This is a genomic window from uncultured Comamonas sp. (genome assembly GCF_964277875.1).
GTDB classification, from domain to species: Bacteria; Pseudomonadota; Gammaproteobacteria; order Burkholderiales; family Burkholderiaceae_C; genus Comamonas; species Comamonas sediminis.
In genome coordinates this window covers 269,480-292,139 of record NZ_CAXYJV010000050.1, presented here as the reverse complement: position 1 = coordinate 292,139, position 22,660 = coordinate 269,480, and the positions used below count along the sequence as shown (strand labels likewise).

18 protein-coding genes and 1 tRNA gene are annotated in these 22,660 nt (G+C 61.4%); 8 read left to right on the top strand and 11 right to left on the bottom strand.

Going from position 1 to position 22,660, the window contains the following annotated elements; genetic code table 11:
- Positions 1 to 325: 325 nt before the first annotated feature.
- Genes ACHWUQ_RS22270 through ACHWUQ_RS22260 form a run of 3 tightly spaced genes read right to left on the bottom strand, consistent with a single transcriptional unit; the run spans position 326 to position 2,882 of the window.
- A complete protein-coding gene (locus ACHWUQ_RS22270) occupies positions 326 to 1,075 on the bottom strand; it encodes a response regulator (protein WP_394682477.1) in 750 nt (249 codons plus the stop codon).
- A gap of 40 nt (positions 1,076 to 1,115) precedes the next feature.
- The gene (locus ACHWUQ_RS22265) at positions 1,116 to 2,429 is read right to left on the bottom strand and encodes an ATP-binding protein (RefSeq protein ID WP_394682476.1); all 1,314 of its coding nucleotides are present in this window, start codon (positions 2,427 to 2,429) and stop codon (positions 1,116 to 1,118) included.
- A 33-nt stretch (positions 2,430 to 2,462) separates the two neighbouring features.
- The gene (locus tag ACHWUQ_RS22260; RefSeq protein WP_394682475.1) at positions 2,463 to 2,882 is read right to left on the bottom strand and encodes an Ohr family peroxiredoxin; all 420 of its coding nucleotides are present in this window, start codon (positions 2,880 to 2,882) and stop codon (positions 2,463 to 2,465) included.
- 818 nt (positions 2,883 to 3,700) lie between these two features.
- Here ACHWUQ_RS22260 and ACHWUQ_RS22255 point away from each other — a divergent pair.
- From ACHWUQ_RS22255 to ACHWUQ_RS22230, 6 genes are all read left to right on the top strand, one after another.
- Positions 3,701 to 3,865, top strand: a complete 165-nt coding sequence (locus tag ACHWUQ_RS22255) for a hypothetical protein (RefSeq protein WP_394682474.1) — start codon at positions 3,701 to 3,703, stop codon at positions 3,863 to 3,865.
- Entirely contained in the window at positions 3,862 to 4,278 is a 417-nt protein-coding gene (locus ACHWUQ_RS22250; protein ID WP_394682473.1) for a hypothetical protein, read from the top strand. The genes ACHWUQ_RS22255 and ACHWUQ_RS22250 overlap by 4 nt, the downstream gene beginning before the upstream one ends.
- 640 nt (positions 4,279 to 4,918) lie before the next feature.
- Positions 4,919 to 7,375 carry an N-6 DNA methylase gene (locus ACHWUQ_RS22245; RefSeq protein ID WP_394682472.1) on the top strand — a complete coding sequence of 819 codons (2,457 nt, stop codon included), beginning with the start codon at positions 4,919 to 4,921 and terminating at the stop codon, positions 7,373 to 7,375.
- Positions 7,372 to 8,535, top strand: a complete 1,164-nt coding sequence (locus ACHWUQ_RS22240; RefSeq protein ID WP_394682471.1) for a restriction endonuclease subunit S — start codon at positions 7,372 to 7,374, stop codon at positions 8,533 to 8,535. The genes ACHWUQ_RS22245 and ACHWUQ_RS22240 overlap by 4 nt, the downstream gene beginning before the upstream one ends.
- A 43-nt stretch (positions 8,536 to 8,578) precedes the next feature.
- Positions 8,579 to 9,766, top strand: a complete 1,188-nt coding sequence (locus ACHWUQ_RS22235; RefSeq protein ID WP_394682470.1) for an AAA family ATPase — start codon at positions 8,579 to 8,581, stop codon at positions 9,764 to 9,766.
- Positions 9,759 to 10,451, top strand: a complete 693-nt coding sequence (locus ACHWUQ_RS22230) for a hypothetical protein (RefSeq protein ID WP_394682469.1) — start codon at positions 9,759 to 9,761, stop codon at positions 10,449 to 10,451. The genes ACHWUQ_RS22235 and ACHWUQ_RS22230 overlap by 8 nt, the downstream gene beginning before the upstream one ends.
- Before the next feature lie 10 nt (positions 10,452 to 10,461).
- Here ACHWUQ_RS22230 and ACHWUQ_RS22225 read toward each other — a convergent pair whose 3' ends face one another.
- On the bottom strand, positions 10,462 to 10,632 hold the full coding sequence (locus ACHWUQ_RS22225) for a hypothetical protein (protein WP_394682468.1): 171 nt from the start codon (positions 10,630 to 10,632) through the stop codon (positions 10,462 to 10,464).
- A 191-nt stretch (positions 10,633 to 10,823) separates the two neighbouring features.
- Here ACHWUQ_RS22225 and ACHWUQ_RS22220 point away from each other — a divergent pair, with 191 nt between their 5' ends.
- Both ACHWUQ_RS22220 and ACHWUQ_RS22215 read left to right on the top strand, forming a co-directional pair.
- A complete protein-coding gene (locus ACHWUQ_RS22220; protein WP_394682467.1) occupies positions 10,824 to 13,946 on the top strand; it encodes a type I restriction endonuclease subunit R in 3,123 nt (1,040 codons plus the stop codon).
- Positions 13,946 to 14,653 (top strand): M48 family metallopeptidase, encoded by a 708-nt coding sequence (locus tag ACHWUQ_RS22215; RefSeq protein ID WP_394682466.1) that lies wholly within the window; start codon positions 13,946 to 13,948, stop codon positions 14,651 to 14,653. The genes ACHWUQ_RS22220 and ACHWUQ_RS22215 overlap by 1 nt, the downstream gene beginning before the upstream one ends.
- A gap of 148 nt (positions 14,654 to 14,801) precedes the next feature.
- Here ACHWUQ_RS22215 and ACHWUQ_RS22210 read toward each other — a convergent pair.
- The 7 genes from ACHWUQ_RS22210 to ACHWUQ_RS22180 form a co-directional block, all read right to left on the bottom strand.
- A tRNA-Thr gene (locus ACHWUQ_RS22210) sits at positions 14,802 to 14,877 on the bottom strand.
- Positions 14,878 to 14,930: 53 nt separating this feature from the next.
- Positions 14,931 to 15,938 carry a class 1 fructose-bisphosphatase gene (locus ACHWUQ_RS22205; RefSeq protein ID WP_313333167.1) on the bottom strand — a complete coding sequence of 336 codons (1,008 nt, stop codon included), beginning with the start codon at positions 15,936 to 15,938 and terminating at the stop codon, positions 14,931 to 14,933.
- A 38-nt stretch (positions 15,939 to 15,976) separates the two neighbouring features.
- The gene (locus ACHWUQ_RS22200; RefSeq protein WP_394682465.1) at positions 15,977 to 17,065 is read right to left on the bottom strand and encodes a tetratricopeptide repeat protein; all 1,089 of its coding nucleotides are present in this window, start codon (positions 17,063 to 17,065) and stop codon (positions 15,977 to 15,979) included.
- An 11-nt stretch (positions 17,066 to 17,076) separates the two neighbouring features.
- Positions 17,077 to 19,803, bottom strand: a complete 2,727-nt coding sequence (gene pepN, locus ACHWUQ_RS22195; RefSeq protein ID WP_394682464.1) for an aminopeptidase N — start codon at positions 19,801 to 19,803, stop codon at positions 17,077 to 17,079.
- Positions 19,793 to 20,464 (bottom strand): HAD family hydrolase, encoded by a 672-nt coding sequence (locus ACHWUQ_RS22190; protein ID WP_394682463.1) that lies wholly within the window; start codon positions 20,462 to 20,464, stop codon positions 19,793 to 19,795. The genes pepN and ACHWUQ_RS22190 overlap by 11 nt, the downstream gene beginning before the upstream one ends.
- Before the next feature lie 114 nt (positions 20,465 to 20,578).
- Positions 20,579 to 21,683 (bottom strand): peptide chain release factor 2 gene (gene prfB / locus ACHWUQ_RS22185; RefSeq protein WP_133857164.1). Its coding sequence is split into 2 segments (ribosomal slippage): positions 20,579 to 21,601 and positions 21,603 to 21,683, totalling 1,104 coding nucleotides; the frame shifts between segments, so codons are not numbered across the junction.
- Positions 21,684 to 21,830: 147 nt separating this feature from the next.
- Entirely contained in the window at positions 21,831 to 22,502 is a 672-nt protein-coding gene (locus ACHWUQ_RS22180) for an NUDIX hydrolase (protein WP_394682462.1), read from the bottom strand.
- Positions 22,503 to 22,660: the final 158 nt, after the last annotated feature.

Sequence of the window (22,660 nt, the reverse complement as noted above, 5' to 3'; positions counted from 1 at the left end):
GCTGTTAGCTAGTAGACCGCCGCCATGTATGTGGCATGTGTCATGCGCACCCCCCAAATGCATGGCCGTGTAGCAAGTGGCGCGGGCAGATACACAGCTATACAAAGCCGTGATTGCGGAGCCCGGAAACGGCACCGCCACCTGAAAGGTGGCGGTGTCGGGTGTGATGGGTGTTGCTGCTGCTTGGCAGCGTTAAGCGCGGGGCCCGCGTTTGCGTAGCGGCGTACTGCTGCTGGCCAAGGGGCAGGGCCGGCCTGCGGGCGAGGCGATCTCCGCAGCCGCGCAGCCCAGCAAGAACATGCAGGCATACAGCCATTTGCGAACACTAAACATCCTGGGCCTCCACCTGGCTGGCAAACACATAACCTTCGCTGCGCACCGTCTTGATATAGCGCGGCTCGCGGGCATCATCGTTCAGGCATTTGCGCAGGCGGCTGATCATCAGGTCGATCGAGCGCTCAAACAGCTCGGCCTCGCGCCCCTGGGTGATGGACAGGATCTGGTCGCGGCTGAGCACCTTTTGCGGGTGGTCCACCAGCACGCGCAGCAGCCGGTATTCGGCGCCGCTCAGCGACACCATCACGCTATCCTGGTCCAGCAGTACGCGCTCGACGGTATCGAGCCGCCATTCGCCAAAGGCCAGAAAGCGCGCTTCTTCACTGCTGCGCATATTGGGCGGCAGCATGCGCGTGCGCCGCAGTACCGACTTGATGCGTGCCAGCAGCTCGCGCGCGGCAAAAGGCTTGGGCATGTAGTCATCGGCGCCCATCTCCAGGCCCAGCACCCGGTCGGTCTCATCGCCGCGTGCCGTCAGCATGATGATGGGCGTGGTCTTGAACTTGCCGACGCGCAGGTCGCGGCACAGGGTCAGCCCGTCTTCGCCGGGCAGCATCAGGTCGAGGATGACCAGGTCAAACGGGCCAGCGGTCTCCAGCAGCTGCCGCATATGCCGGCCCGTCGGTGCGGTGGTCACGCGCAGGCCATTTTTTTGCAGGTAGGCGCTGACCAGGTCGCGGATATCCCGGTCGTCATCCACCAAAAGGATGTGGTCGCTGGCTGGGGAGGTGCTTGTCATAGCAGAAGGTTGGGGTGGTGTCAGTGGGTGGCAGTGGGTTTCAGCGGGTGGCCGGCAGCTGCAGGCTGGCGCGCAGGCCGCCTTCGGGGCGGTTGTGCAGGCTCAAGGTGCCGCCCAGCGACAGGCTCAGCTGGTGGGCAATGGCCAGGCCCAGGCCGGAGCCGCCGGTGTCGCGGTTGCGGGAGGCCTCGACCCGGTAAAAGGGTTGCAGCACGGCAGTGAGCTGCTCCTCGGGGATGCCGGGTCCGGCATCGCAGATATCGATGGTCAGATGGCCTGCTTGCAGGCGCAGATGCACATCGGCGCGCTGGCCGTATTTCAAGGCGTTGTCGATCAGGTTGCCCAGAATGCGGCGCAGCGCATTGGGGCGGGTGCGGATGGGCTGGCCTGCAGCGCCCTCCATCGTCACCGGGCTGCCGGTGTCGGCATAGTCGTTGACAATGCTGCGCAGCAGCGCATCCATGTCCAGGCGCCGCACTTTTTCGTCGGAGCCTTGCAGGGTCTTGGCATAGTTCAGTCCTTCGTGCACCAGGCTGCGCATGGCTTCGAGGTCCTGGCGGAACTTGTCGGCATCGGGCATGTCGTCCACCAGGTCCACCCGCAGCCGCATGCGCGTGATGGGGGTCTGCAGGTCGTGCGAGATGGCCGCGAGGATTTGCATGCGCTCGTTCAGGTAGCCGGCAATGCGCCGCTGCATCGCGTTGAAGGCGCGCGCGGCGCGCACCACTTCGGCGGGGCCGGCCTCGGCCACCACGGTGGGCTGCAGGTCGGGGCCGAGTTGGTCGGCCGCCGTGGCCAGCCGCTCCAGAGGCCGGGTGACCAGGCGCACCGCCAGCCAGGCCAGGCCTGCCAGTACCAGCAGCTGGCCCAGCAGCAACCAGGTGACCCAGCCCGATACGGGCATCGGCACGCGGCGCGCCACGATGTACAGCGGTGCGCCGTCGCTCAGCCGCAGCTGCATGCGCACGGCATCGGGCCGGTCGCCCAGCTGGCCTAACGCCAGCACCGGAAAAGGCTGCAAGGCATTGGCCACCACCTGCGCAAAACGGGCCAGCGCCGCGTCGGTGGGCGCGGCGTTGCTGACCGCGCCCTCCAGAGAAAAACTGTAGTTGGGCCGTTCGAGCTTGGGGAACCAATCCTGGCGCTCGTTGGCCGGCAGCCGGTCGATCAGCGCGATTGAGCTGGCGATATCGCGCTCAACCCCGCTGATCATCAGCCGCATCAGCGCCTGCTCACGCTCATGGCGAATGGCCATATAGGTGAGCAGCTGCGCCACCCCCATGCCCAGCACCACCAGCAAGGCGACACGCGCCAGCAGGGTGGAAGGGACAAGCCGTTGAAGAATGCTGCGCATGGAGATCAAGCCGGAAGGGAAGCCAACGGGCGATCAGGCCACGGAAAGATCGACCTGGATATTGCCGCGTGTCGCCTTGGAGTACGGGCAGATTTGGTGCGCCGCCTGCACCACGGCCAGCGCCTGGTCATGCGCCACGCCCGGCACCCTGACGTTCAGCCGCGCCGCCAGCGCAAAGCCCTCGGTGTTTTGCACCAGGTCCACCTCGGCATCGACCGCCAGGTCAGCCGGCAGCTTCACGCCCAGCGGCTGCGCGGCCCGCGCCATCGCCCCCATAAAGCAGGCCGACCAGCCCGCCGCAAACAGCTGCTCCGGATTGGTGCCCGTGCCTGCCGTGCCAAACTGGGTCAGGCGAATATCCAGATGCCCTTCATCGCTGCGCGATGCGCCGGAGCGGCCGCCAGTGGTGGTTGTGCGGCCGGTGTAGAGAACCTTGTCTTGTGCTGCGCTCATGGTCAAATCCTTTGGGAGGGGTTGTTTTGTCAAACTGACCGGGCGATTGTTCAAGCCCGCGGCGCTTTGGCAAAGGGGTTTTCTGACCGAATGTAGCGCTGGGAGAGGCAGTGTACAAAACTATACAAAAGTGTTGGGTGTCGAGATTGGCAGGCTGCTAGGCTGGGTGTCCTCCGAAAGAAAATGGCGGCGAAATAAAGCGGGGTGGCCTTGGTGATGGAGGGAGAAGTTCTTTCCGAGCCCTCCTGAGAACAGCGCCCGCGCTACTACCTGCAAACCCTTTACGTCGCCCCCTAGTTCACGTAATGCATGCCCTGCTGCATGCCACGGGCTGGTTGGCCCGGAAGTCCATGGACCGCATCGCTTGAGCGGGCAATGGCGCGCAGGCTAAGCGCCAGCGCTTGGGCTATGGCTGCATTGAAATAGAGCACATCCATGTCATTGACCGTGATGGCTTCCCGAAACGGTCGGGCCGCTAACGCTCCACTGAAGAGGGCCGAGAGGCTGGGGCAGAGGAGGGGTTCAATAAAGCGCCACACCTAAACACTCCCATTCCTGCCGTGCTACAGTTACGCCGCTGCGCCAGTAAAGCGCAGTCGGGATTGGCGTCCCGATTCCCGCTGCGACGCAAGCCGCAGTCTCTTCCGCAGAGTACCTGCGGCTTGTTTGTTCGTGCTCGTTTTATGGCGGCTCGGGCAGGGAGCCGCAAGGCTCGCCGGTATGCGCAAGCGGGGCCGGTACGCCAACCTGTTCGAGCTGCCGCCCCCATTGGCGTGGGAAGCGGTGGTTGTAGCAAACCATCCTGCTTGGAGTCCACCATGGCTCAGTCCTCCCTCGCGCGCATCTCTGCGCTCACTTCCTGCCTGGGCGAAACTGCCCTTGTCCAGCTGCATCCCGACGCGCGCAACGCGCTGAACATGGCTGTACAGGCACTACTGCCTGCACTGTGCAACCTGTCGCGGAGCCTGGAGGCGTCATCATGAACAGCAAGCCCCAAACTGCCCGCGCGGCAGCAAATCCTGGCTCATCCGTGGATTCCAGCTCGGGTACCTCCCGCCTGGATACCGCTTATGCCGATGCCATCCAGGCCATTGCTGGCCATGGCGATCAGCCTCTGGACATTCACGAGATCTGCAGGCTCCGCAGGGCCTGCGGTTTTACGGACGACCTAGCGCTGACGGAGTGGGAAGCCCAAGCGATCAACACGCGCTTGTATGGCTTGAGTGCTATATCGGCGCTGCTGATCGGTGCAGATGATGGCGGGGCGTTCAAGCTGAGCAAGTGGCTGCAAGGCGGTTTGCACAGTGCTTTGTATGCGCTGACGGAGGATGCGCAGGGGGTGCTGCATCGGGCTAATGAGAAGGCTGCCGAGGCGAGGAAAGGTGGCGCGGTGTGAGCTGGTCGCCGTTCCTTACCGCAACGGCATCTTGCGCATTTTCCCCATGACAATAGTTTTGAAACGCTGGGTGGGACCCGTCATAAGGGTGTTGATTGGCGCGGTGGTGACGGTGTTGGTATTTGGTAGACGTAGGCTCGGTAGGCGGATCGGTTGGAACCTGTGGTGGCGTTCATAGGAAGGTGAGGGGGTCGTGGTTAGGTTAGGCCTATTGGCATCACCAAGATTTGCAGAACTCACCTTAAGTTCAAAGCCGCCCAAGCAAGCAAGATCAGTCAAATTGAGCAGAGTGTAAATAGATGTCACGTTCAATCTACAATCAAGATCCGGAAATGGCTGACAGTTGGGTAAAGCACGTTAAACAGTACCTGACGTTGACTGGGAAGAGCTGTTCGCGGGTCAGGGCATGATTGCGCGCGACCGACATGCCGTCCACTGTAAATGGTCGGCGAGTTCTATGACCTCATGCAACCACTGATGAGCCAGACGTACATTGGATGGTTCGTCTGTATGCCATGCCAAACAGGGCAAAATCATGGGCGATCGAGGCCACCAAATAATTGCTAAAGGCTGAACGCCGTCAGCAACGGCACCGCCATTGGCTCTGCCTCTCAAAGACTAAGAATGTGATCTCTGCCTCATGGCCATCAAAAAATCAGACCTCTACTCGTCTCTCTGGGCATCGTGTGATGAACTGCGAGGCGGCATGGACGCCAGCCAGTACAAGGACTACGTCCTGTTCATGCTGTTCATCAAGTACATCAGCGACAAGTACGCCGATTCGGACGACTTCGCCCCACCCGTGGTCATCCCCCAGGGGGCCAGCTTCAAGGACATGGTCGCACTGAAGGGCAAGGCTGATATCGGCGACCGCATCAACACCGACATCATCCAGCCGCTGATCGATGCCAACAGCCGCCTGGCCCGCAGCGATTTCCCGAACTTCAACGATCCAGAAAAGCTGGGGACCGGCGCCGAAATGGTGGAGCGCCTGACGAACCTGGTCAGCATCTTCCAAAAGCCTGAGCTGGATTTCTCACAAAACCGCGCCGAGCACGACGACATACTGGGAGATGCGTATGAATACCTCATGCGCCACTTCGCGACTGAGAGCGGTAAGAGCAAAGGCCAGTTCTACACGCCATCTGAGGTAAGCCGCGTCATTGCCAAAGTCATTGGCATTTCGCCCACCAACACCCGTGCCAGTACCACCGCCTACGACCCCACTTGCGGCTCAGGCTCGCTACTGCTGAAGGTGGCTGCCGAAGCAGGCAACAAGATCACGTTGGAGGGCCAGGAAAAGGATGTGACCACTGCCGGCCTGGCGCGGATGAACATGATCCTTCACGACTTCCCCACGGCCAACATCGTGAGCGGCAACACCCTGGCCAGCCCGAAGTTCAAAGATGGTGAGCAACTGCGTACCTACGACTATGTGGTGGCCAACCCACCCTTCAGCGACAAGGCCTGGAGCACCGGCCTGACCCCGGTCACCGACCCCTACCAACGCTTCACCTGGGGCGAGCCCCCGGCCAAGCAGGGTGACTATGCCTACCTGCTGCACATCATCCGCAGCATGAAGGCCACCGGCAAAGCCGCCTGTATCTTGCCGCACGGCGTGCTGTTCCGCGGCAATGCGGAAAGCGTGATCCGCAAGCAACTGCTCAACAGCGGCATCCTCAAAGGCATCATTGGCCTGCCCGCCAACTTGTTCTATGGCACCGGTATCCCAGCCTGCATTTTGGTGCTGGACAAGGAAAACGCTGCTGCCCGCAAGGGTGTAATGATGATCGACGCCAGCAAAGGCTTTATCAAAGATGGCAACAAGAACCGTTTGCGTGAGCAAGACTTGCACCGCATCGTGGATGTGTTCCAAAAAGCAGGAGATGCGGCGGCGAATGTACCAGGCTACGCCCGCATGGTGCCCCTGAGCGAAATTGCCAGCGACAAGAACGACTACAACCTCAACCTGCCGCGCTACATAGACAGTGGCGAGCAAGAGGATATCCAGGACCTCAGCGGCCACCTGAACGGCGGCATCCCTGACCGCGACCTGTTTGGTACGGGCAGCACGCTGGCCCCTTATTGGGAGGTCATGCCCACGCTGCGCAGTGCCTTGTTTGCGCCCCTGCGCGCAGGCTACAGCCAGCTGCAGCAACCCGTGGCCGAGGTCAAAGCCGCCATCCTGGGCCATGCCGAGTTCATCGCCTTTCAGGCCAGCGCCACGCAGCTGTTTGTCGAATGGCAAGCGCGCAATGAGCCCCATATGAAGGGCCTGACAGTGGGCGACCACCCCAAGGCTTTTATCGAGCAACTGTCTGAAGACCTGCTGGCCAGCTTTGAACCCGCTCCGTTGGTAGACGCTTACAGTGTCTACCAACACCTGATGGACTACTGGGCCGAAGCCATGCAGGACGATGTCTACGCAGTGGCCCAGGACGGTTGGGTGGCCAAGCCCGCCCGCATTATCGAGACCGACAAAAAAGGCAAGAAGAAAGACAGAGGCTGGGCCTGCGACCTGGTGCCCAAGGCCCTGATCGTGGCCCGCTACTTTACCGCTCAACAAACCGCGCTGGACGCCGAACAAGCCAAGTTGGACGCCACCAGCAGCGCCATCAATGAGCTGGAAGATGAGCACAGCGGCGACGATGAATCAGGTGCTGTATTCGCCGGTTTCGACAAGATCAACGCCGCAGCAGTGAAAGACCGGATCAGAGAGATCAAGGCCGAACCGCAACAAGACGACAACAGCGCGCTGGAATTGAAGGTGCTGAACGAGTGGATCAAGCTCAGCGCGGACGAGGCCAGTTTGAAAAAGCGCTTGAAAGAGTTGGACGCGCGGTTGGACCAATTGGCCCATGACCACTATGCCAAGCTCAGCGTGGCCGAGATTCAGCAACTGGTGGTGAACGACAAATGGCTGGCGCGCATGCACGCCGATGTGCAAGGCGAGCTGGACCGCGTGAGCCAAACGCTGACGCGGCGAATTCGGGAGCTGGCGGAGCGGTATGCGGTGCCGTTGCAGGAGCTGGTGGATGAGATAAAGGTGCTGTCGGCCAAGGTGGGTGAGCATTTGCAGCGCATGGGGATTGTATGAAACTAAGCACCAAATTCCAAAGTACCGAGCTTGGCAAACTTCCGGTGGAATGGTGCGTCCGGACGCTACGCGAACTCGGCAAAGTCCATGACGGTACTCACCAAACGCCAAAGTACGTGAGAGACGGGGTCCCCTTTTACAGCGTCGAGCATGTCACCAGCGGTGATTTCAACAACACGAAGTTCATTTCTCTGGAAGAGCATCGGTTCTTGACGCGCACATTCAAAATGGAAAGAGGTGACGTGCTGATGACTCGAATTGGGTCAATTGGAGAGTGCCGCCTTATCGATTGGGATGTGGACGCCAGCTTCTATGTCAGCCTAGCCCTGTTAAAGCTACGCGATATTGATGCGAGGTACTTTGCGCAGTATGCAAACTCGCCGATGTTTAAGCAGGAAGTTGAGCTGCACTCATTGCCGTCTGCAGTCCCAAGAAAAATAAACCTAGGTCCAATCTCAGATATTCGTGTCGCTATACCGTCAGTGGAGGAGCAACGCGCCATCGCTACCGCTCTCTCCGACATCGATTCCCTGATCGTCGGGCTGGAGCGACTGATCGTCAAGAAGCACGACATCAAACAAGCCACGATGCAGCAACTGCTCACCGGCCAAACCCGCCTTCCGGGGTTCAGTGGGAAGTGGACGGCGAAAGAGCTGGGCGAACTTTGCTCGCTGAAGAGTGGACAAACAATTACCACCGAATCGATTGACGATCACTCGCCATATCGCTGCTTTGGCGGCAATGGGCTACGCGGTTTCACCGCGACGTACACCCATGATGGAAGCCATGTGTTGATTGGCAGGCAAGGTGCGCTGTGTGGAAATGTGATTGGAGTCGAGGGAAAGTTCTTTGCGTCTGAGCATGCGCTCGTAGCATCTGTTCGCTCTGACGTTGCTACCACCTGGCTAACCTATGTGCTTGGGCGAATGAATTTGAATCAATACTCTGAGTCATCTGCGCAACCTGGGCTTTCCGCCGCAAAACTCCTCGTGCTTGACGTCTTGTCACCGCCGACACGGGAAGAACAAGCCGCCATCGCCGCCATCCTCTCCGACATGGACATCGATCTCGCCGCCCTCGAATCCCGCCTCGCCAAAACCCGCGCCATCAAGCAAGGCATGATGCAAGAGCTGTTGACGGGAAGGACGCGATTGGTATGAGTGATGGACCCCGTATGAGCCACGAACCTAAGGAGACACCCACATGATCCGCACACTCCACATCCACGGATTCAAATCCATCCAAGAGGCTCATGTGGAATTGGGCCGCCTAAACTGCTTCATTGGCGCCAACGGCGTGGGCAAAAGCAATGTGCTGGAAGCTCTGGGCGTTCTGGGCGCTGCGGCCAATGGCGTGGTGGACGATGAAAGCCTGCTGCGGCGTGGCGTGCGGGCCGGCTTGCCGCGCTTGTACAAAAGCTCGTTCGCGGCAGAGCGCACGCCCGCGCACATTGCTATCGGGGTGGAGGGCAAGCAACGCGAAGCGTTCCGGGTGTCGCTGCTGAACCCGCTGGAGTCACCAGACCCCGCCTGGACCTACAAGACCGAAGTCTTGACCGATGGCACGGCTGAAATCGTGTCCGACGGCGTGCGCAACAAAAAGAACCTGAATCCTCAAGCAGGCTTGGCCGCCTTGCGCTTGGTGGAGTTGGAGCCTAGCAACGCTGCCGCCTTGTTGATGCAGCGCTTGCAGAACTACGCCATCTATTGCCCCAACACTCCCACGCTGCGTGGCGTGGTGCCCGACATGCAGTCGCGCCCACCCGTAGGTCTTAACGGTGGGCAACTGGCCGAGGCCTTTGAATCAATGCGCCACCACCTGGATGCCAAGGGCGAGGAAGGTGCCGAGGTGCTCGACCAGGTCCTGGCGCTGATCGACTGGGTGGCCGACGTGCAAGCCACCAGCCACGGCGCATCGTTGATATCGAGCAAGGTGCCGCGCACCAAGCTGATGCTCAAGTTCACCGACCGCTTTATGGCCAAAAGTCGCAATGAGCTGACGGCCTACGACGCGAGCGAAGGGGCCTTGTACATCCTTTTTTGTGCGGCGCTGTGCCTGCTGCCCCAGGCACCCAAGATGCTGGCCATTGACAACCTGGACCAGGCACTGAATCCTCGCTTGCTGACGCGTTTGGCCGCACACCTTGCAAGCTGGCTGCAGTTTGGCGATTCCACACGGCAGTTGCTGTTCACCGCGCACAACCCCGCCGTGCTGGATGGACTGGATTTGTCTGACCCCGAAACCCGGCTCTTTGCAGTGGAGCGCAACAGCGACGGCATGACGGTGGTGCGGCGTATTGAGCCCTCGTCCAAGTTGGCAGCAATGAACCAAGACTTCCCGCTCTCGCGCTTGTGGATGATGGGCCACTTGGGAGCGGTGCCCAATGTCTGAGCCCCGCATTGCGCTGGTGGCGGAAGGGCCGACCGACTTTGAGGTGATTCAAGCCGCACTCAAGGCCATTGTGCCTACGCGCTTCACCTTGACCTTGTTGCAGCCAGAGGCCACCCAGCCCACTATGGGTAGCGGTTGGGGTGGCGTGTTGAAGTGGTGCGATGCGGCAGGCTCGCGCCACGCCGCCTCGCTGGACACCGACCCCACACTCGAAGGCTTTGACCTGCTGGTGATACACCTGGACGTGGATGTGGCGCAGAAGGACTACGCAGACTGTGGACGTGAAGTGCCTGCGCAGGCCCTTGCAAAGGGCTGGGCCTCCTTGCCCTGCCACATGCCTTCCCCACCTGTGTCGGACACTTGCGTTCGACTAGAAGCCCTGCTGCGCAGTTGGCTGAACCCGGCCCAACCAGGTGCCAAATCAGTGTTGTGCCTGCCTGCTCAATCTTCAGGCACCTGGCTGGCTGCAGCTACCTTGCCTGCTGGTGATGCGCTGTTGGCGGGCGCTGAATGCAATGTGGCCGTAGAGGCACGCTTGGCCTTGTTGCCAAAGGCACAGCGAATTCGCAAGGTCGTTCGCGAATACCGAACGCACGCGGGCAAGATCACCGCCAACTGGGCAAAGGTCAAAGCGGTTTGCAGCCAGGCTGCGGCATTTGAGCAGGCCGTGCAGGCAGCACTGTGATGAGCCAGCATCAACGCTTGTCGCGCGCCAGCTTGATGTGCGGGAACCGCGCGGGTTGTTGCAACCGTCGCTCCAGCTCGGCAATAGATTGGCCCGTTTCCAAGGCCGTCGAGCTGGCCACAGCGCGCAGCACGGCAGCTTGGTTCGGCTTGTTGTGCTTGGATGCGATTGGCTTGTGCATGGTGCGAACTGTCGGACTTGTTCTTATCAGTCTACCAATGTGGCTCTGCTTGCAAGTCAAAGGCGAACTGATTGTCTCGACGCTGTCGAGACAATTGACGTGTGGCCAGTTCTTGAAACATGCGGACCTTACCAGTTGACACAAGCGGGTCATGAGCGCATCGCACAAACGTACCAGGAATAGGATTTACTATGACCAAACTGCTGCGCCCTGAACGGGTCACCCAAAACCGCGTCGTCGCCTGCCTTGCGGCCCCCACCAGCACGGGTGGCCTGGGCTACGTTAATCTTGGCGATTGGAGCAAGCGGGACGGCAACTGCTGTATTGAGCCCGAGCTGATGCGAGCCAACCTACAGCAGCGCGGCTATTCGGCCGTGCAGATATCGCAAGCACTGCAAAAACTGATGGCTGCGGCGGATGCCACCGGTGTGACGCTGTACCAGGCCAATCTGCGCACCTACCAGTTGTTGCGCTATGGCGTGCCGGTACAGGTAGCGGCGGGTGTACCGCATGAGACGGTGCATTTGATCGACTGGGCGGCACCGGCCAAGAACCACTTTGCCTTGGCCGAAGAGGTGACGCTCAAGGGTGGACATGAGCGCCGGCCTGACATCGTGCTGTATTTGAACGGCATTGCCTTGGTGGTGATCGAGCTCAAGCGCAGCTCGGTGGATGTGGCCTACGGAATCCGGCAGCTGATCACCAACCAGGAAGAGATCTTCAACCTGGGCTTCTTCAGCACGGTGCAGCTGGTGCTGGCTGCTAGCGACTCACAAGGTCTGCGCTACGGCACGACGGGCACGCCTGAGAAGTTCTTCGTCGAGTGGAAGCATCACAAGTCGGGCGAGGACGAAACCGGCCTGGCTGAGGGTGAGCTGCTGGATGGCCCTTTGTTGCGGATGCTGGCACCCGAGCGTTTGCTCGACCTGGTGCGCAACTTCGTGATCTTTGACGGCGGCCAGAAGAAGGTGCCGCGCTTGCATCAGTTCGAAGGGGTGAAGGCCGCGCAAGAGCGCATCAGGCGGCAAGAGGGTGGGGTGATTTGGCACACCCAGGGCAGCGGCAAGAGCATCCTGATGGTGCTGATAGCCAAGTGGCTGCTGGAGCACGACCCCGACGCCCGCATCCTGGTGATCACTGATCGCGACGAGCTGGACAAGCAGATCGAGGGCGTGATGAGAAATGCCGGGGTGATTGGCGCCGAGGCACCGTCGCCACGCATCCAGTCACGCCGTGACCTCATGGAGAAGCTGGGCTCGGCATCTCCGCGTCTGATGTGTGCGCTGATCCACAAGATCGACGCTGCTGACCTGAAGGGTGAGCCGCCTCGCCTGGCCGGCCGCTTCTATGTGTTTGTGGATGAATGCCACCGCACCCAGGGCGGCGACATGAACAAGCAGATGAAGCGCTGGCTGGCCAGCGCCGTATTTATCGGCTTCACCGGCACCCCGCTGCTGCGCAGAGACAAACAAACCACGCGTGAAGTGTTTGGTACCTTTATCCATACCTACAAGTTCAACGAGGCGGTGGGCGACAAAGTGGTGCTGGACCTAAAATACGAAGCGCGCGCGGTGCCGCAGCGCCTGACCGCGCCGAAAGCGGTGGACGACTGGTTCGAGAAGGCCGCCAAGGGCTTGAACAACTACCAAAAGTCGATGCTGCGCAGGCGCTGGGCCACTATGGAGGAGTTGATGAGCTCGGGTGAGCGCAAGCAGCGAATCATGGCCAACATCATTCACGACTTCGGCGTTCGGCCCCGTTTGAGTAACGATAGGGGAACGGCGATTTTGGTTGCTGCGTCGATCTATGACGCCTGCCACTACTTCCGGCTGTTCCAGAACACCCATTTTGGCAAGCACTGCGGGATCATCACGTCTTTCGAGCCCAACCACAACGCGATCTCGCAAGAGCCCAAGGACAGCGATGAGCGCTATAAGTTCGACACTTACACCCGGTATGTGTTGAAGACAGGGCAGAGCACCACGCAGTACGAGACGGAGATGAAGCGCCGCTTCATCGAGGAGCCAGCCAACCTCAAGCTGCTGATTGTGGTGAGCAAGTTGCTGACGGGCTTTGATGCGCCCAGCTGCACCTATATCTACCTGGACAATGAGCTGCGCGACCACAACCTGTTCCAGGCTATCTGCCGCACCAACCGGCTTGACGGCGACGACAAGGACTACGGCCATATCGTCGACTACAAGGAGTCGTTGGAGAACGTGCAGAAGGCCTTGGCGGTCTATACCTCCGATGAGCTGGATACCGAGAGCTGCGGTGAGGGCGCTGCACTGACGGTCAAAGACTGGCGTGAGGAAGGCCGAGCCAAGCTGGATGCAGCCCGCGAAGCCTTGATCTACCTGTGTGCGCCGGTGAAGCAGCCGCAGGGCATCGAGCAGCACATCCATTACTTCTGCGGCAGCGCGAGCGATGCGGCGGCACTGAATGATACTGAGCCGCTGCGCATCGCCTTCTACAAGGCCGTGGCGGCCTATGTGCGGGCCTACGCCGACTTGGCGCAAAACCTGGGAGAAGCAGGCTACAGTGCCACACATATCGACGCCTTTGAAAAGGAAACCGCCTTCTATACCGAGGTGCGCGCGGCCATCAAGAACCACTCGGGCGAAGAGCTGGATACCAAGCCCTTTGAGGCGGACATGCGCCACCTCATCAATACCTATATCCAGGCCGATCCGGCTGACCTGTTGGGGAATTTGAGTTCTCTTTCCTTGACTGAGCTGATCATTGAGACGGGCATCCATGATGCGATTGCCCGCAAGCTCAACGAGAAGGGCAAGCTTTCAAATAACGCCATTGCCGAAGGCATCGTCAACAACGTTCGCAAGACCATCATTCGCGACCAACTGACTGACCCCAAGTTTTATGCGCAGATGTCCGAGCTGCTGGAAGACCTGATTCAGCAAATGCGCGATGACACCGAAAGCTACGAGAAGTTCTTGAGGAATGCTGAGGCGTTGGCCAGGCAGCTCGGCGGCAAGGGGTCCGACAGCGACAAGCTGCCGGCATCCCTGCGCGCTAATAAGGAAGCGGCGGTGCTTTATAACAATCTGCCGGCAGCGCTCAGCTTGATCACGCTGGATAACACGGTTGCGGAGCCGACGGCCACCTATGGTGATGAGGTCTTGAGTCTCGCACTGCGGTTGGATGCGGTCATTCGCGCCAATGCACCGGCTGGTTGGAAAGGGGACCCGGCGCGCGAGGCGCAGGTGCTCAATGCCATCCATCCGGTCATGAAGAAAAATCGGGCGGCGACCTTAGCCATCTTCGAGATTATCAAAAACCAACCGGGGTATTGATGAGCGACGAAGACGAAATCGTCCTGGGCGTGCTGCGAATTCACTTGGTCCGCAAGGCTGTGAAGAACGTGCACCTTACCGTGCATCCGCCTGACGGACGGGTGACATTGGTTGCTCCGGTAAACACACGCAGCGAAGTCGCGAGAGCGTATGCCATCTCCAAGCTCGCCTGGATTCGCCTGCAGCAGAATGCGTTGAAAGCCCAGGCGCGCGAAACCCCGCGGCAATTTCGTGAGCGCGAGAGCCATGAGCTCTGGGGGCGCCGCCATCTGATGACTGTGCGGGAGGCCGATGGCAAACCTTTTGTAAAACTTGACCACAAGCGCATTACGCTCACCGTTCGGCCTGGCCATGACTTGGCCAAGAGGGCGCAGGTGATGCATGACTGGCATAAGGCATTGCTGCATGCGCTGGTGCAAAAGTTGATCGCTAAGTGGGAGAGCAAACTCGGCGTTAGCGTTTCAGGCTACTTCCTGCAGCGCATGAAAACCAAATGGGGCAGTTGCAACCCTAGAGCGGGCAACATTCGGCTAAACACCGAGCTGGTGAAAAAGCCCAAAGATCTCGTGGAATATGTAGTGGTTCACGAGATGCTGCACCTGATCGAGCCGACGCACAGTGAGCTTTTTGTGGCTTTGCTGGATCGGCACTGGCCGCAGTGGCAGGAAGCCCGCAAGGAGCTGAATGCATTACCGTTGGGTTCTTAGCCGAGAGCCTTCGTCCTTATGATTTGTCTCGTAATTCGTCCTATTGGGCGAAAACCGGAGCGACAAGGAAGGCCTGTAAACCCAAGAGTGAGCGGGCAATAAAAAACCGCCCCGAGGGGCGGTTTTTGTAGGGAAGAACCCTTTTTTCTGGTGCCGGAGAGATGAATCGAACACCCGACCTTCTCATTACGAATGAGCTGCTCTACCGACTGAGCTACACCGGCGTTAGAGAGAAATTATAGCGTGAAATTTTGGCTCTCAGACCAAATTGCGGAATTTATGCTTCCAGGTGGTAACGGGTGATGCGCTCGACCTCGTTCTTCGAGCCCAGGACCACGCTGACGCGCTCGTGTAGCTTGGTGGGCTTGATGTCGAGGATGCGTTCGCGGCCGTTGGTGGCGGCGCCGCCGGCTTGTTCTACCAGCCAGCTCATGGGGTTGGCTTCGTACATCAGGCGCAGCTTGCCGGGCTTGTTGGGTTCGCGCTTGTCCCAGGGGTACATGAAGACGCCGCCACGGGTGAGGATGCGGTGCACGTCGGCCACCATCGAGGCGATCCAGCGCATGTTGAAGTCCTTGTTGCGGGGGCCTTCCACACCGGCCAGGCATTCGTCCACATAGCGCTTGACGGGGGCATCCCAGTGGCGCATGTTGCTCATGTTGATCGCGAATTCCTTGGTATCTTCAGGAATGCGCACGTTCTCCTGGGTCAGCACAAAGCTGCCTTGCTCGCGGTCCAGGGTGAACATGGCCACACCGTCACCAAAGGTCAGCACCAGCGTGGTTTGCGGGCCGTAGACGCAGTAGCCGGCGGCCACTTGCTGGGCGCCCGCCTGCAGGAAGTCGTCTTCGGTCACGCCAGGGTGGCCTTCGGGCTTTTTGAGCACGCTGAAAATGGTGCCGATGGACACGTTCACATCGATGTTGGACGAGCCGTCGAGCGGGTCAAACATCAGCAGGTATTCGCCTTGCGGGTAGCGGTTGGGCACCAGGTAGATGCTGTCCATCTCTTCGGAGGCCATGGCGGCCAGGTGGCCACCCCATTCATTGGCCTCGATCAGCACTTCGTTGGCGATGATGTCCAGCTTCTTCTGCACTTCGCCTTGCACGTTCTCGCTGCCGGCGGTGCCCAGCACATCGCCCAGCGCGCCTTTGTTGACGCTGTGGCTGATGCGCTTGCAGGCGCGGGCCACCACTTCGATCAGCAGGCGCAGTTGGGCGGGGATGAGGCCGTCTACGCGTTGCTGCTCGACAAGGTAGCGGCTGAGGGTGATGTTTTTCTTCATGGGTGGAACTCCTTCAAACTTGGTCAATCGGGGTGGGCTCAGCGCTTGGGCTGGCGCGGTGGCTGTGGGGCGGGCGATTGGGCCGGCTGTTGCGGCGGGGGCGCTGCTTCGCGGCCGTTCAGCTCGTCGCGCAGCTGTTGGGCGCGGGCCAGTTGGTCGCTGTGCCCCTGGGCGCGGGCGTATTGCTCATAGGTGCTGAGCCACTGCCGCGCTTGCTGCGGGTCGTTTTGTTCATGGGCCAGCACCATCAGCTGAAAGTAGCTGTCGTACACGGTGGCGTGGTCGCCTGCGCCAAGGGCGATCTGCAGGCGCTCTTGCAGGTAGTTGCGGGCAGCATCCACCTGGCCGAGCATATAGCTGTTCTGCGCCAGGTTGGCCAGCAGGCCGCGCAGGCGCGGGGTCTCGCCCATCGCTTGCAGGCGCTCGCGCGCCACGGGCAGCAGCCGCTGGTTGGCTTGCAGCGCCTGGCGGTACTGGCCTTGCTCGTGCAGCACATAGCCCAGGTCTTCGTAGATGCCCAGCACCTGCAGCTGCGTGGGGAAATCGGCCGGCTGCGGGATGGGGGTGCTGTTGTCCCAGCGCATCTGCGTGGGCAGCTGGGCCACCTGTTGCAGCGGGTAGCGCACGGCCAGGGTCTGCACCTGTTTCAGCGCCGCCTCATAGCGCCCGCCTTCTGCCAGCCAGCGCACGCTGGCAATGCTCAGCTCCAGATGCGGGTAGGCCCATTGCGGATCGCTGGGCTTGGGCATGGCCGTGATGGCCTTCTGCGCTGCCAGGCCCGCCTCAGACGGCATGCCACGGCGGCTGAACAGGGTGGCCTGGGTGTAGTACAGCCGGAAAAAATCCAGCGCCGGCGCCTTGGTGCGCTTGAGTATCGGTTCAAGCGCCTGCAAGTCAGCGCTCATCGCACTGCCGCTAAAGCGCCCGCCTTCGGTAAACACCGCTGCGTAGAGCGGTGCAAAGCGCTTTTCAAAATTGTTGTTGCCCGTAGTGGGCAGCGCAGCTTCGGCCGGGGATGTGGCTACCGCATTGGCGTTGCCGCCGGTTTGTGCGGTAGCCAGCAAAGGCATGGCTGCAGCCAGGCTGGCCAGGGCAGCGATGCCCTGGGCCAGCAGCTGTTGGCGCATGCCTTGGCGCATCAGTCTGCCATCGCGCGCGTGATCACTTCGCGCACATCGTTGCTGAGCTTGGGCTTGGCGGCGACCTTGGCGATCGCGTCGCCTGCTGCGCTGCGGTAGGGCTCGGGCAGCTTCTTCCAGCGGTCCAGCGCGCGGGCCAGGCGGGCAGCGACTTGCGGGTTGAAGGCGTCCAGCGCCACCACCTGCTCGGCCCAGAAGGCGTAGCCCGCACCATCGGCGCGGTGGAAGCCACCGGGGTTGCCGTTGCAGTAACTGAAGATCACGCTGCGGGCGCGGTTGGGGTTCTTGATGTTGAAGTCGGGCTGCTTCATCAGCGCGCGCACGGCGGGCAGGGCGCTGCCGTTCAGGTCCGGTGCGCTGGCTTGCAGCGCAAACCACTTGTCCAGCACCAGCTCGTCGTTCTTGAACATCTGGTGGAAGCTCTGGATCGCCGACTCAGCCAGCGGGCTGCCGCTCACCACCAGCGCGCTCAAGGCGTTGTAGCGGTCGGTCATGTTGCCCGCGTCCTTGTAGCGCTGCAGGGTCTTGCCAGGCCAGACCTTGTCGCCCGATTCACGCGCAGCCACGCAGAGCATCAGCAGCGCATGGCCGGCCAGTGCGCGCTTGCCGGCGCTTACTGCATCGGGCACATAGGCGCCGGTGTGGCTGCATTCGTCGTAGGCCCAGGCCCAGTCGGCAGCCAGCTCGGTGGCCAGTTGCTGGCGCATGGCTTCGCGCACCGCGTGCACGGTTTGCGGGTCCACCTGGTCGAGCTGCTCGGTGATATAGCCTTCGGATGGCAGGGTCAGCGCCAGGTCCTTGAAGGCGGCGTCGAGCTGCGGATCGCGCAGCACGTCGCGCATGGCCTGCACAAACGATGCGGGCAGCAGATTGGCTTGCGGCGCAGCGGCATCGGCGCCAGCGGCGCTGCGCGCAGCAATGGCTTGCAGCGCAAAGCGCAGGCCCAGGCGTTGGCCGGCTTCCCAGCGGTTGAAGGCGTCTTCGTCGTGGGCCAGCAGGTGCAGGAGCGCGTCATCGCTCTCTTCGATCTGCAGCACCACGGGGGCGCTGAAGTTGCGCAGCAGCGATGGGGCAGGGGCTTGCTCGACACCGTCAAAGACGATGGTGTGCGATTCCTCGGTCAGCACCACGGTGTGGTTGGTGGCGCTGTGGGCGATGCTGCTGAGCGCCTGGCTGGGGCGGATGTTCAGCGGCAGGCTGCGGCCATCGGCTGCCAGCAGGCCCAGCGTGACGGGGATCACGAACGGCTCCTTGCCAGGCTGGCCCGGGGTGGGCGGGCAGGACTGGGTCAGCGTCAGGGTGTAGGTCTGCGCTTCTGCGTCGTACACACCTTGCGCGGCCACGCGGGGCGTGCCCGACTGGCTGTACCAGCGCTTGAACTGCGGCAGGTGCTGGGCCAGCGGCGAGCCGGGGTTGGCATCGGCAATGGCCTGGGCAAAGTCGTCGCAGGTCACGGCCTGGCCGTCATGGCGCTCAAAGTAAAGCTTCATGCCCTTGGCAAAGCCTTCGCGGCCCACCAGGGTGGACTGCATGCGCACCACTTCGGAGCCCTTCTCGTAAATGGTGACGGTGTAGAAGTTATTGATTTCGAGGTAGCTGTCCGGGCGCACAGGGTGAGCCATGGGACCGGCGTCCTCGGGGAACTGCACGGTGCGCAGCACGCGCACATCGTCGATGCGCTTGACGGCGCGGGCCGAGGCGCTGCCGGCCATGTCCATGCTGAATTCCTGGTCGCGGAAGACGGTCAGGCCTTCCTTGAGCGAGAGCTGGAACCAGTCGCGGCAGGTGACGCGGTCACCGGTCCAGTTGTGGAAGTACTCGTGGCCCACCACCGACTCGATATTGGCGTAGTCGGCATCGGTCGCGGTGGCCTGGCTGGCCAGCACGTACTTGGTGTTGAAGATGTTCAGCCCCTTGTTCTCCATCGCGCCCATGTTGAAGTCGCTGGTGGCAACGATCATGAAGCGGTCCAGATCCAGGCTCAGGCCAAAGCGGGCTTCGTCCCAGGCGATCGAGGCCATCAGCGAGTTCATCGCGTGCTCGGTCTTCTCCAGGTCGCCCGGGCGCACAAAGACCTGCAGCAGGTGTTCGTTGCCGGCGCGGCTCTTGATCTTCTGCTCGCGGGCGACCAGGTTGCCGGCCACCAGCGCAAACAGGTAGCAGGGCTTTTTGTGCGGATCGACCCACTTGGCAAAGTGGCGCCCGTCGGGCAGATCGCCTTGCTCGACCAGGTTGCCGTTGGACAGCAGCACCGGGAACTGGGCCTTGTTGGCGCGCAGGGTCACGGTGTACATGGCCATCACATCGGGACGGTCCAGAAAATAGGTGATGCGGCGAAAGCCTTCGGCCTCGCACTGCGTGAAGAACGAGCCATTGCTGGTGTACAAGCCCATCAGCTTGGTGTTCTTCTCGGGCATGCAGGTGGTGAAGATCTCCAGGTCCACCGGGTCGCTGCCCTCGGGCAGGTTCTCCAGCACCAGGTCCGAGCCGTCCATCTTGAACGAGGAGGCGGCGCCATTGACCATCACGCGGGCCAGGTTCAGCTCGTCGCCATTGAGGTGCAGCGGCTGCGCGGGCACATCGGGGTTGCGGCGAATGCGCATCTTGTTGAGCACGCGCGTCTTGGCCGGGTCCAGGTCAAAAGTCAGATCGACCGTATCAATCCACCATGCCGGGGCCTGGTAGTCGGCGCGGTACACGGTGTGTGCTTGTCCTTCACGCATCATGGAGCTTCTCCAAAAATTGGTTGTTGAGCAGGGTCGAGAAATCGGGCGCCCATGCCAATACATGGGGGCCGCTGAGTTGCTGTGCATCGTGCGTGGTGCCAATGCCCACCGCACGCATGCCGGCGCGCCGCGCCGCTTCAATGCCGTGCGGCGCATCTTCAAACACGATGCAGGCGGCCGGGTCTATCGCCAGGCGTTCGGCCGCCTTCAGAAAAATATCGGGGTGGGGCTTGCCGGGCAGGCCCTCGTCGCCACGCGCAATCGCCTGGGCCGGGGGCTGCATCTGCAGGTTGTCCAGCACAAAGCGTACATTGTCCTGGTCGCCGGCGGTGCCAATGGCCACTTTGAGGCCCATGTCTCGTGCCTGGGCATGAAAGCGCGCAAAGCCATCGACCGCGCAGAAGTTGGCGGCAAACAGCTCGCGGTAAATGCCTTCCTTCTCGGCGGTGATGCGCTCGCTCTCTTCGGCGCTCACCGTGCGGCCCATCAGCGCGCAGGCGCATTCAAAGGCGTTCTTGCCGGTGGTTTGCGCCATAAAGGCGGGCACATCCAGATCCATGGCGTGGCGGCTTGCGTATTCCACCCAGGCCTGGGCATGCCAGGGCATCGAGTGGACCATGGTGCCGTCCATGTCAAAAATCAGCGCTTCGATCGCGGGCATTGGGCTTGTCTTCAGGTCCGTATCGGCTGGGAGTCCCAGCCAATCGATAGAGGGGCTGTGGCACACCGCATGCGCGGCGGGGAGGGCGCGCTGCATGGGGTGGGCCACAGGTTTTTAAACGCCTTGCTTGAGCGAGGCTTCGATGAACACGTCCAGGTCGCCGTCCAGCACCTTTTGTGTGGCGGAGACCTCGACGTTGGTGCGCAGGTCCTTGATACGGCTGTTGTCCAGCACGTAGCTGCGGATCTGGTGGCCCCAGCCCACATCGGTCTTGGTGTCTTCCAGCTTTTGCTGCTCTTCCATGCGCTTGCGCATTTCAAAGTCATAGAGCTTGGAGCGCAGGCGCTGCCAGGCGACATCGCGGTTGCTGTGCTGGCTACGGCCATCCTGGCACTGCACGACGATGCCGGTCGGGATGTGGGTCAGGCGCACGGCCGAGTCGGTCTTGTTGATGTGCTGACCACCCGCGCCGGAGGCACGGTAGGTGTCGGTACGCACATCCGAGGGGTTGATGTTGATCTCGATGGAGTCATCAATCTCGGGGTAGACAAACAGCGACGAGAAGCTGGTGTGGCGGCCACCCGACGAGTCAAACGGGCTCTTGCGCACAAGGCGGTGCACACCGGTTTCGGTGCGCAGCAGGCCAAAGGCGTACTCGCCCTCGATCTTGATCGTGGCGCTCTTGATGCCGGCGACGTCGCCCGGGGTTTCTTCTTCGACGGTGGCCTTGAAGCCCTTGCGCTCGGCGTACTTGAGGTACTGGCGCAGCAGCATGCTGGCCCAGTCACAAGCCTCGGTGCCACCGGCGCCGGCCTGGATGTCGACAAAGCAGTTGAGCGGATCGGCCTCATTGCGGAACATGCGGCGGAACTCGAGCTCCTCGATCAGCGGGCGCAGCTTGGCAGCCTCGGCTTCGATGGTTTCCAGCCCGGCGTCATCGCCTTCTTCCTTGCTCATCTCGAAGAGCTCGGTGTTGTCCGCCAGCTCGCTGCTCAGCTTTTGCAAGGTCAGCACGACGGAGTCGAGTGCCTTCTTTTCCTTGCCCAGCTCCTGGGCCTTCTTGGGATCGTTCCAAACGCTGGGGTCTTCCAGCGAGGCGTTTACCGTGCGCAGTCGTTCGTACTTTGCATCGTAGTCAAAGATACCTCCGAAGCTCTTCTGTCCGGCTGGACAGGTCTTCGAGGGTGTTGCCGATTTGGTTGATGCGTTCTGCTTCCATGTCACTGTGTCCTATTATTGCGGTCTAGCCTGCTATTGTCGCATGCTGGCAGGGCTTGGCCGGCCAGTGGTGCTTTAGGGCATATGCTTGATAAATAATGTTTTTGCTCCCGCTGCGTGGCGTTTGCGGCGGCGGTCGGGGCAGGGCTCACTTCCAGGCAAAGCGGGGTTGGTCAAAATGCGCCACGCGGGTGGGCTGGCCGCGCAGGCAAACCTCGCGGAACTGGTACAAAAATGCGGCCGTGGGCGCGGCCACCCAGCTCTTGCCCATGGGCATGCGCAGTACCGGGTGGGGCGATGCATCGGTCTGCTCCAGCATCGGAGAATCGCTGCGCAGCAGCTCGGCCAGCGGGATACGGTGCACGCTGGCCACTTCATCAGGGTTGGGTTGCAGCTGGGCCGTGGCGCCGGCCCACACCACCACCGGGGTGATGACAAAGCCCGAACGTGTCGCGTAATCATCCAGACAGCCCAGCACCTGGCTGGGCGGCAGCAGCAGGCCTGCTTCTTCATGCAGCTCGCGCAAGGCGGCTTGCTCGGCGGTCTCGCCTGCCTCGATGCGGCCGCCGGGCAGTGCCCATTGGCCGGGGTGGTTGCGCAAGTGCAGCGCGCGGCGGGTCAGCAGCAAAGCGGCCTCCGTGCTCCATTGGGCGGGTTGCTGCATACCTTCGAGCCCGGCGCCCGGGCCTTCGTCTAGCAGCACCAGCGCGACCGCTGCCTGCGCCTGGTCACCACCGCCCATGCGCTGCACCTCAAAATGCTGCAGGCTGTGGTGGATGCGCGATCGCAGGGCGTCGCTCAGGGCTAGGGCGTTGGTCATAGGGCTGCTGCATTGTAGAAGCGGCCCGGCGAGCCTGGGGGCGCCGGCGAGACAGTCACCGTTGCCGTGGCGGCTGATGGGGCCGGATCAATTGGGGTGGGTCTTGTGGCGCAGGCAGACCTGGAACATCCAGCCAAAAGCCGCATCAGGGCCAAATT

Bases quoted from the DNA above. Each gene is read 5' to 3' on its own strand.
- ACHWUQ_RS22225 (WP_394682468.1), bottom strand. From the start codon at position 10,632: ATGCACAAGCCAATCGCATCCAAGCACAACAAGCCGAACCAAGCTGCC.
- ACHWUQ_RS22190 (WP_394682463.1), bottom strand. From the start codon at position 20,464: ATGCCCGCGATCGAAGCGCTGATTTTTGACATGGACGGCACCATGGTC.
- ACHWUQ_RS22180 (WP_394682462.1), bottom strand. From the start codon at position 22,502: ATGACCAACGCCCTAGCCCTGAGCGACGCCCTGCGATCGCGCATCCAC.
- pepN (WP_394682464.1), bottom strand. From the start codon at position 19,803: ATGATGCGTGAAGGACAAGCACACACCGTGTACCGCGCCGACTACCAG.
- ACHWUQ_RS22215 (WP_394682466.1), top strand. From the start codon at position 13,946: ATGAGCGACGAAGACGAAATCGTCCTGGGCGTGCTGCGAATTCACTTG.
- ACHWUQ_RS22200 (WP_394682465.1), bottom strand. From the start codon at position 17,065: ATGCGCCAACAGCTGCTGGCCCAGGGCATCGCTGCCCTGGCCAGCCTG.
- ACHWUQ_RS22245 (WP_394682472.1), top strand. From the start codon at position 4,919: ATGGCCATCAAAAAATCAGACCTCTACTCGTCTCTCTGGGCATCGTGT.
- ACHWUQ_RS22220 (WP_394682467.1), top strand. From the start codon at position 10,824: ATGACCAAACTGCTGCGCCCTGAACGGGTCACCCAAAACCGCGTCGTC.
- ACHWUQ_RS22250 (WP_394682473.1), top strand. From the start codon at position 3,862: ATGAACAGCAAGCCCCAAACTGCCCGCGCGGCAGCAAATCCTGGCTCA.
- ACHWUQ_RS22260 (WP_394682475.1), bottom strand. From the start codon at position 2,882: ATGAGCGCAGCACAAGACAAGGTTCTCTACACCGGCCGCACAACCACC.
- ACHWUQ_RS22255 (WP_394682474.1), top strand. From the start codon at position 3,701: ATGGCTCAGTCCTCCCTCGCGCGCATCTCTGCGCTCACTTCCTGCCTG.
- ACHWUQ_RS22205 (WP_313333167.1), bottom strand. From the start codon at position 15,938: ATGAAGAAAAACATCACCCTCAGCCGCTACCTTGTCGAGCAGCAACGC.
- ACHWUQ_RS22265 (WP_394682476.1), bottom strand. From the start codon at position 2,429: ATGCGCAGCATTCTTCAACGGCTTGTCCCTTCCACCCTGCTGGCGCGT.
- ACHWUQ_RS22240 (WP_394682471.1), top strand. From the start codon at position 7,372: ATGAAACTAAGCACCAAATTCCAAAGTACCGAGCTTGGCAAACTTCCG.
- ACHWUQ_RS22270 (WP_394682477.1), bottom strand. From the start codon at position 1,075: ATGACAAGCACCTCCCCAGCCAGCGACCACATCCTTTTGGTGGATGAC.
- ACHWUQ_RS22235 (WP_394682470.1), top strand. From the start codon at position 8,579: ATGATCCGCACACTCCACATCCACGGATTCAAATCCATCCAAGAGGCT.
- ACHWUQ_RS22230 (WP_394682469.1), top strand. From the start codon at position 9,759: ATGTCTGAGCCCCGCATTGCGCTGGTGGCGGAAGGGCCGACCGACTTT.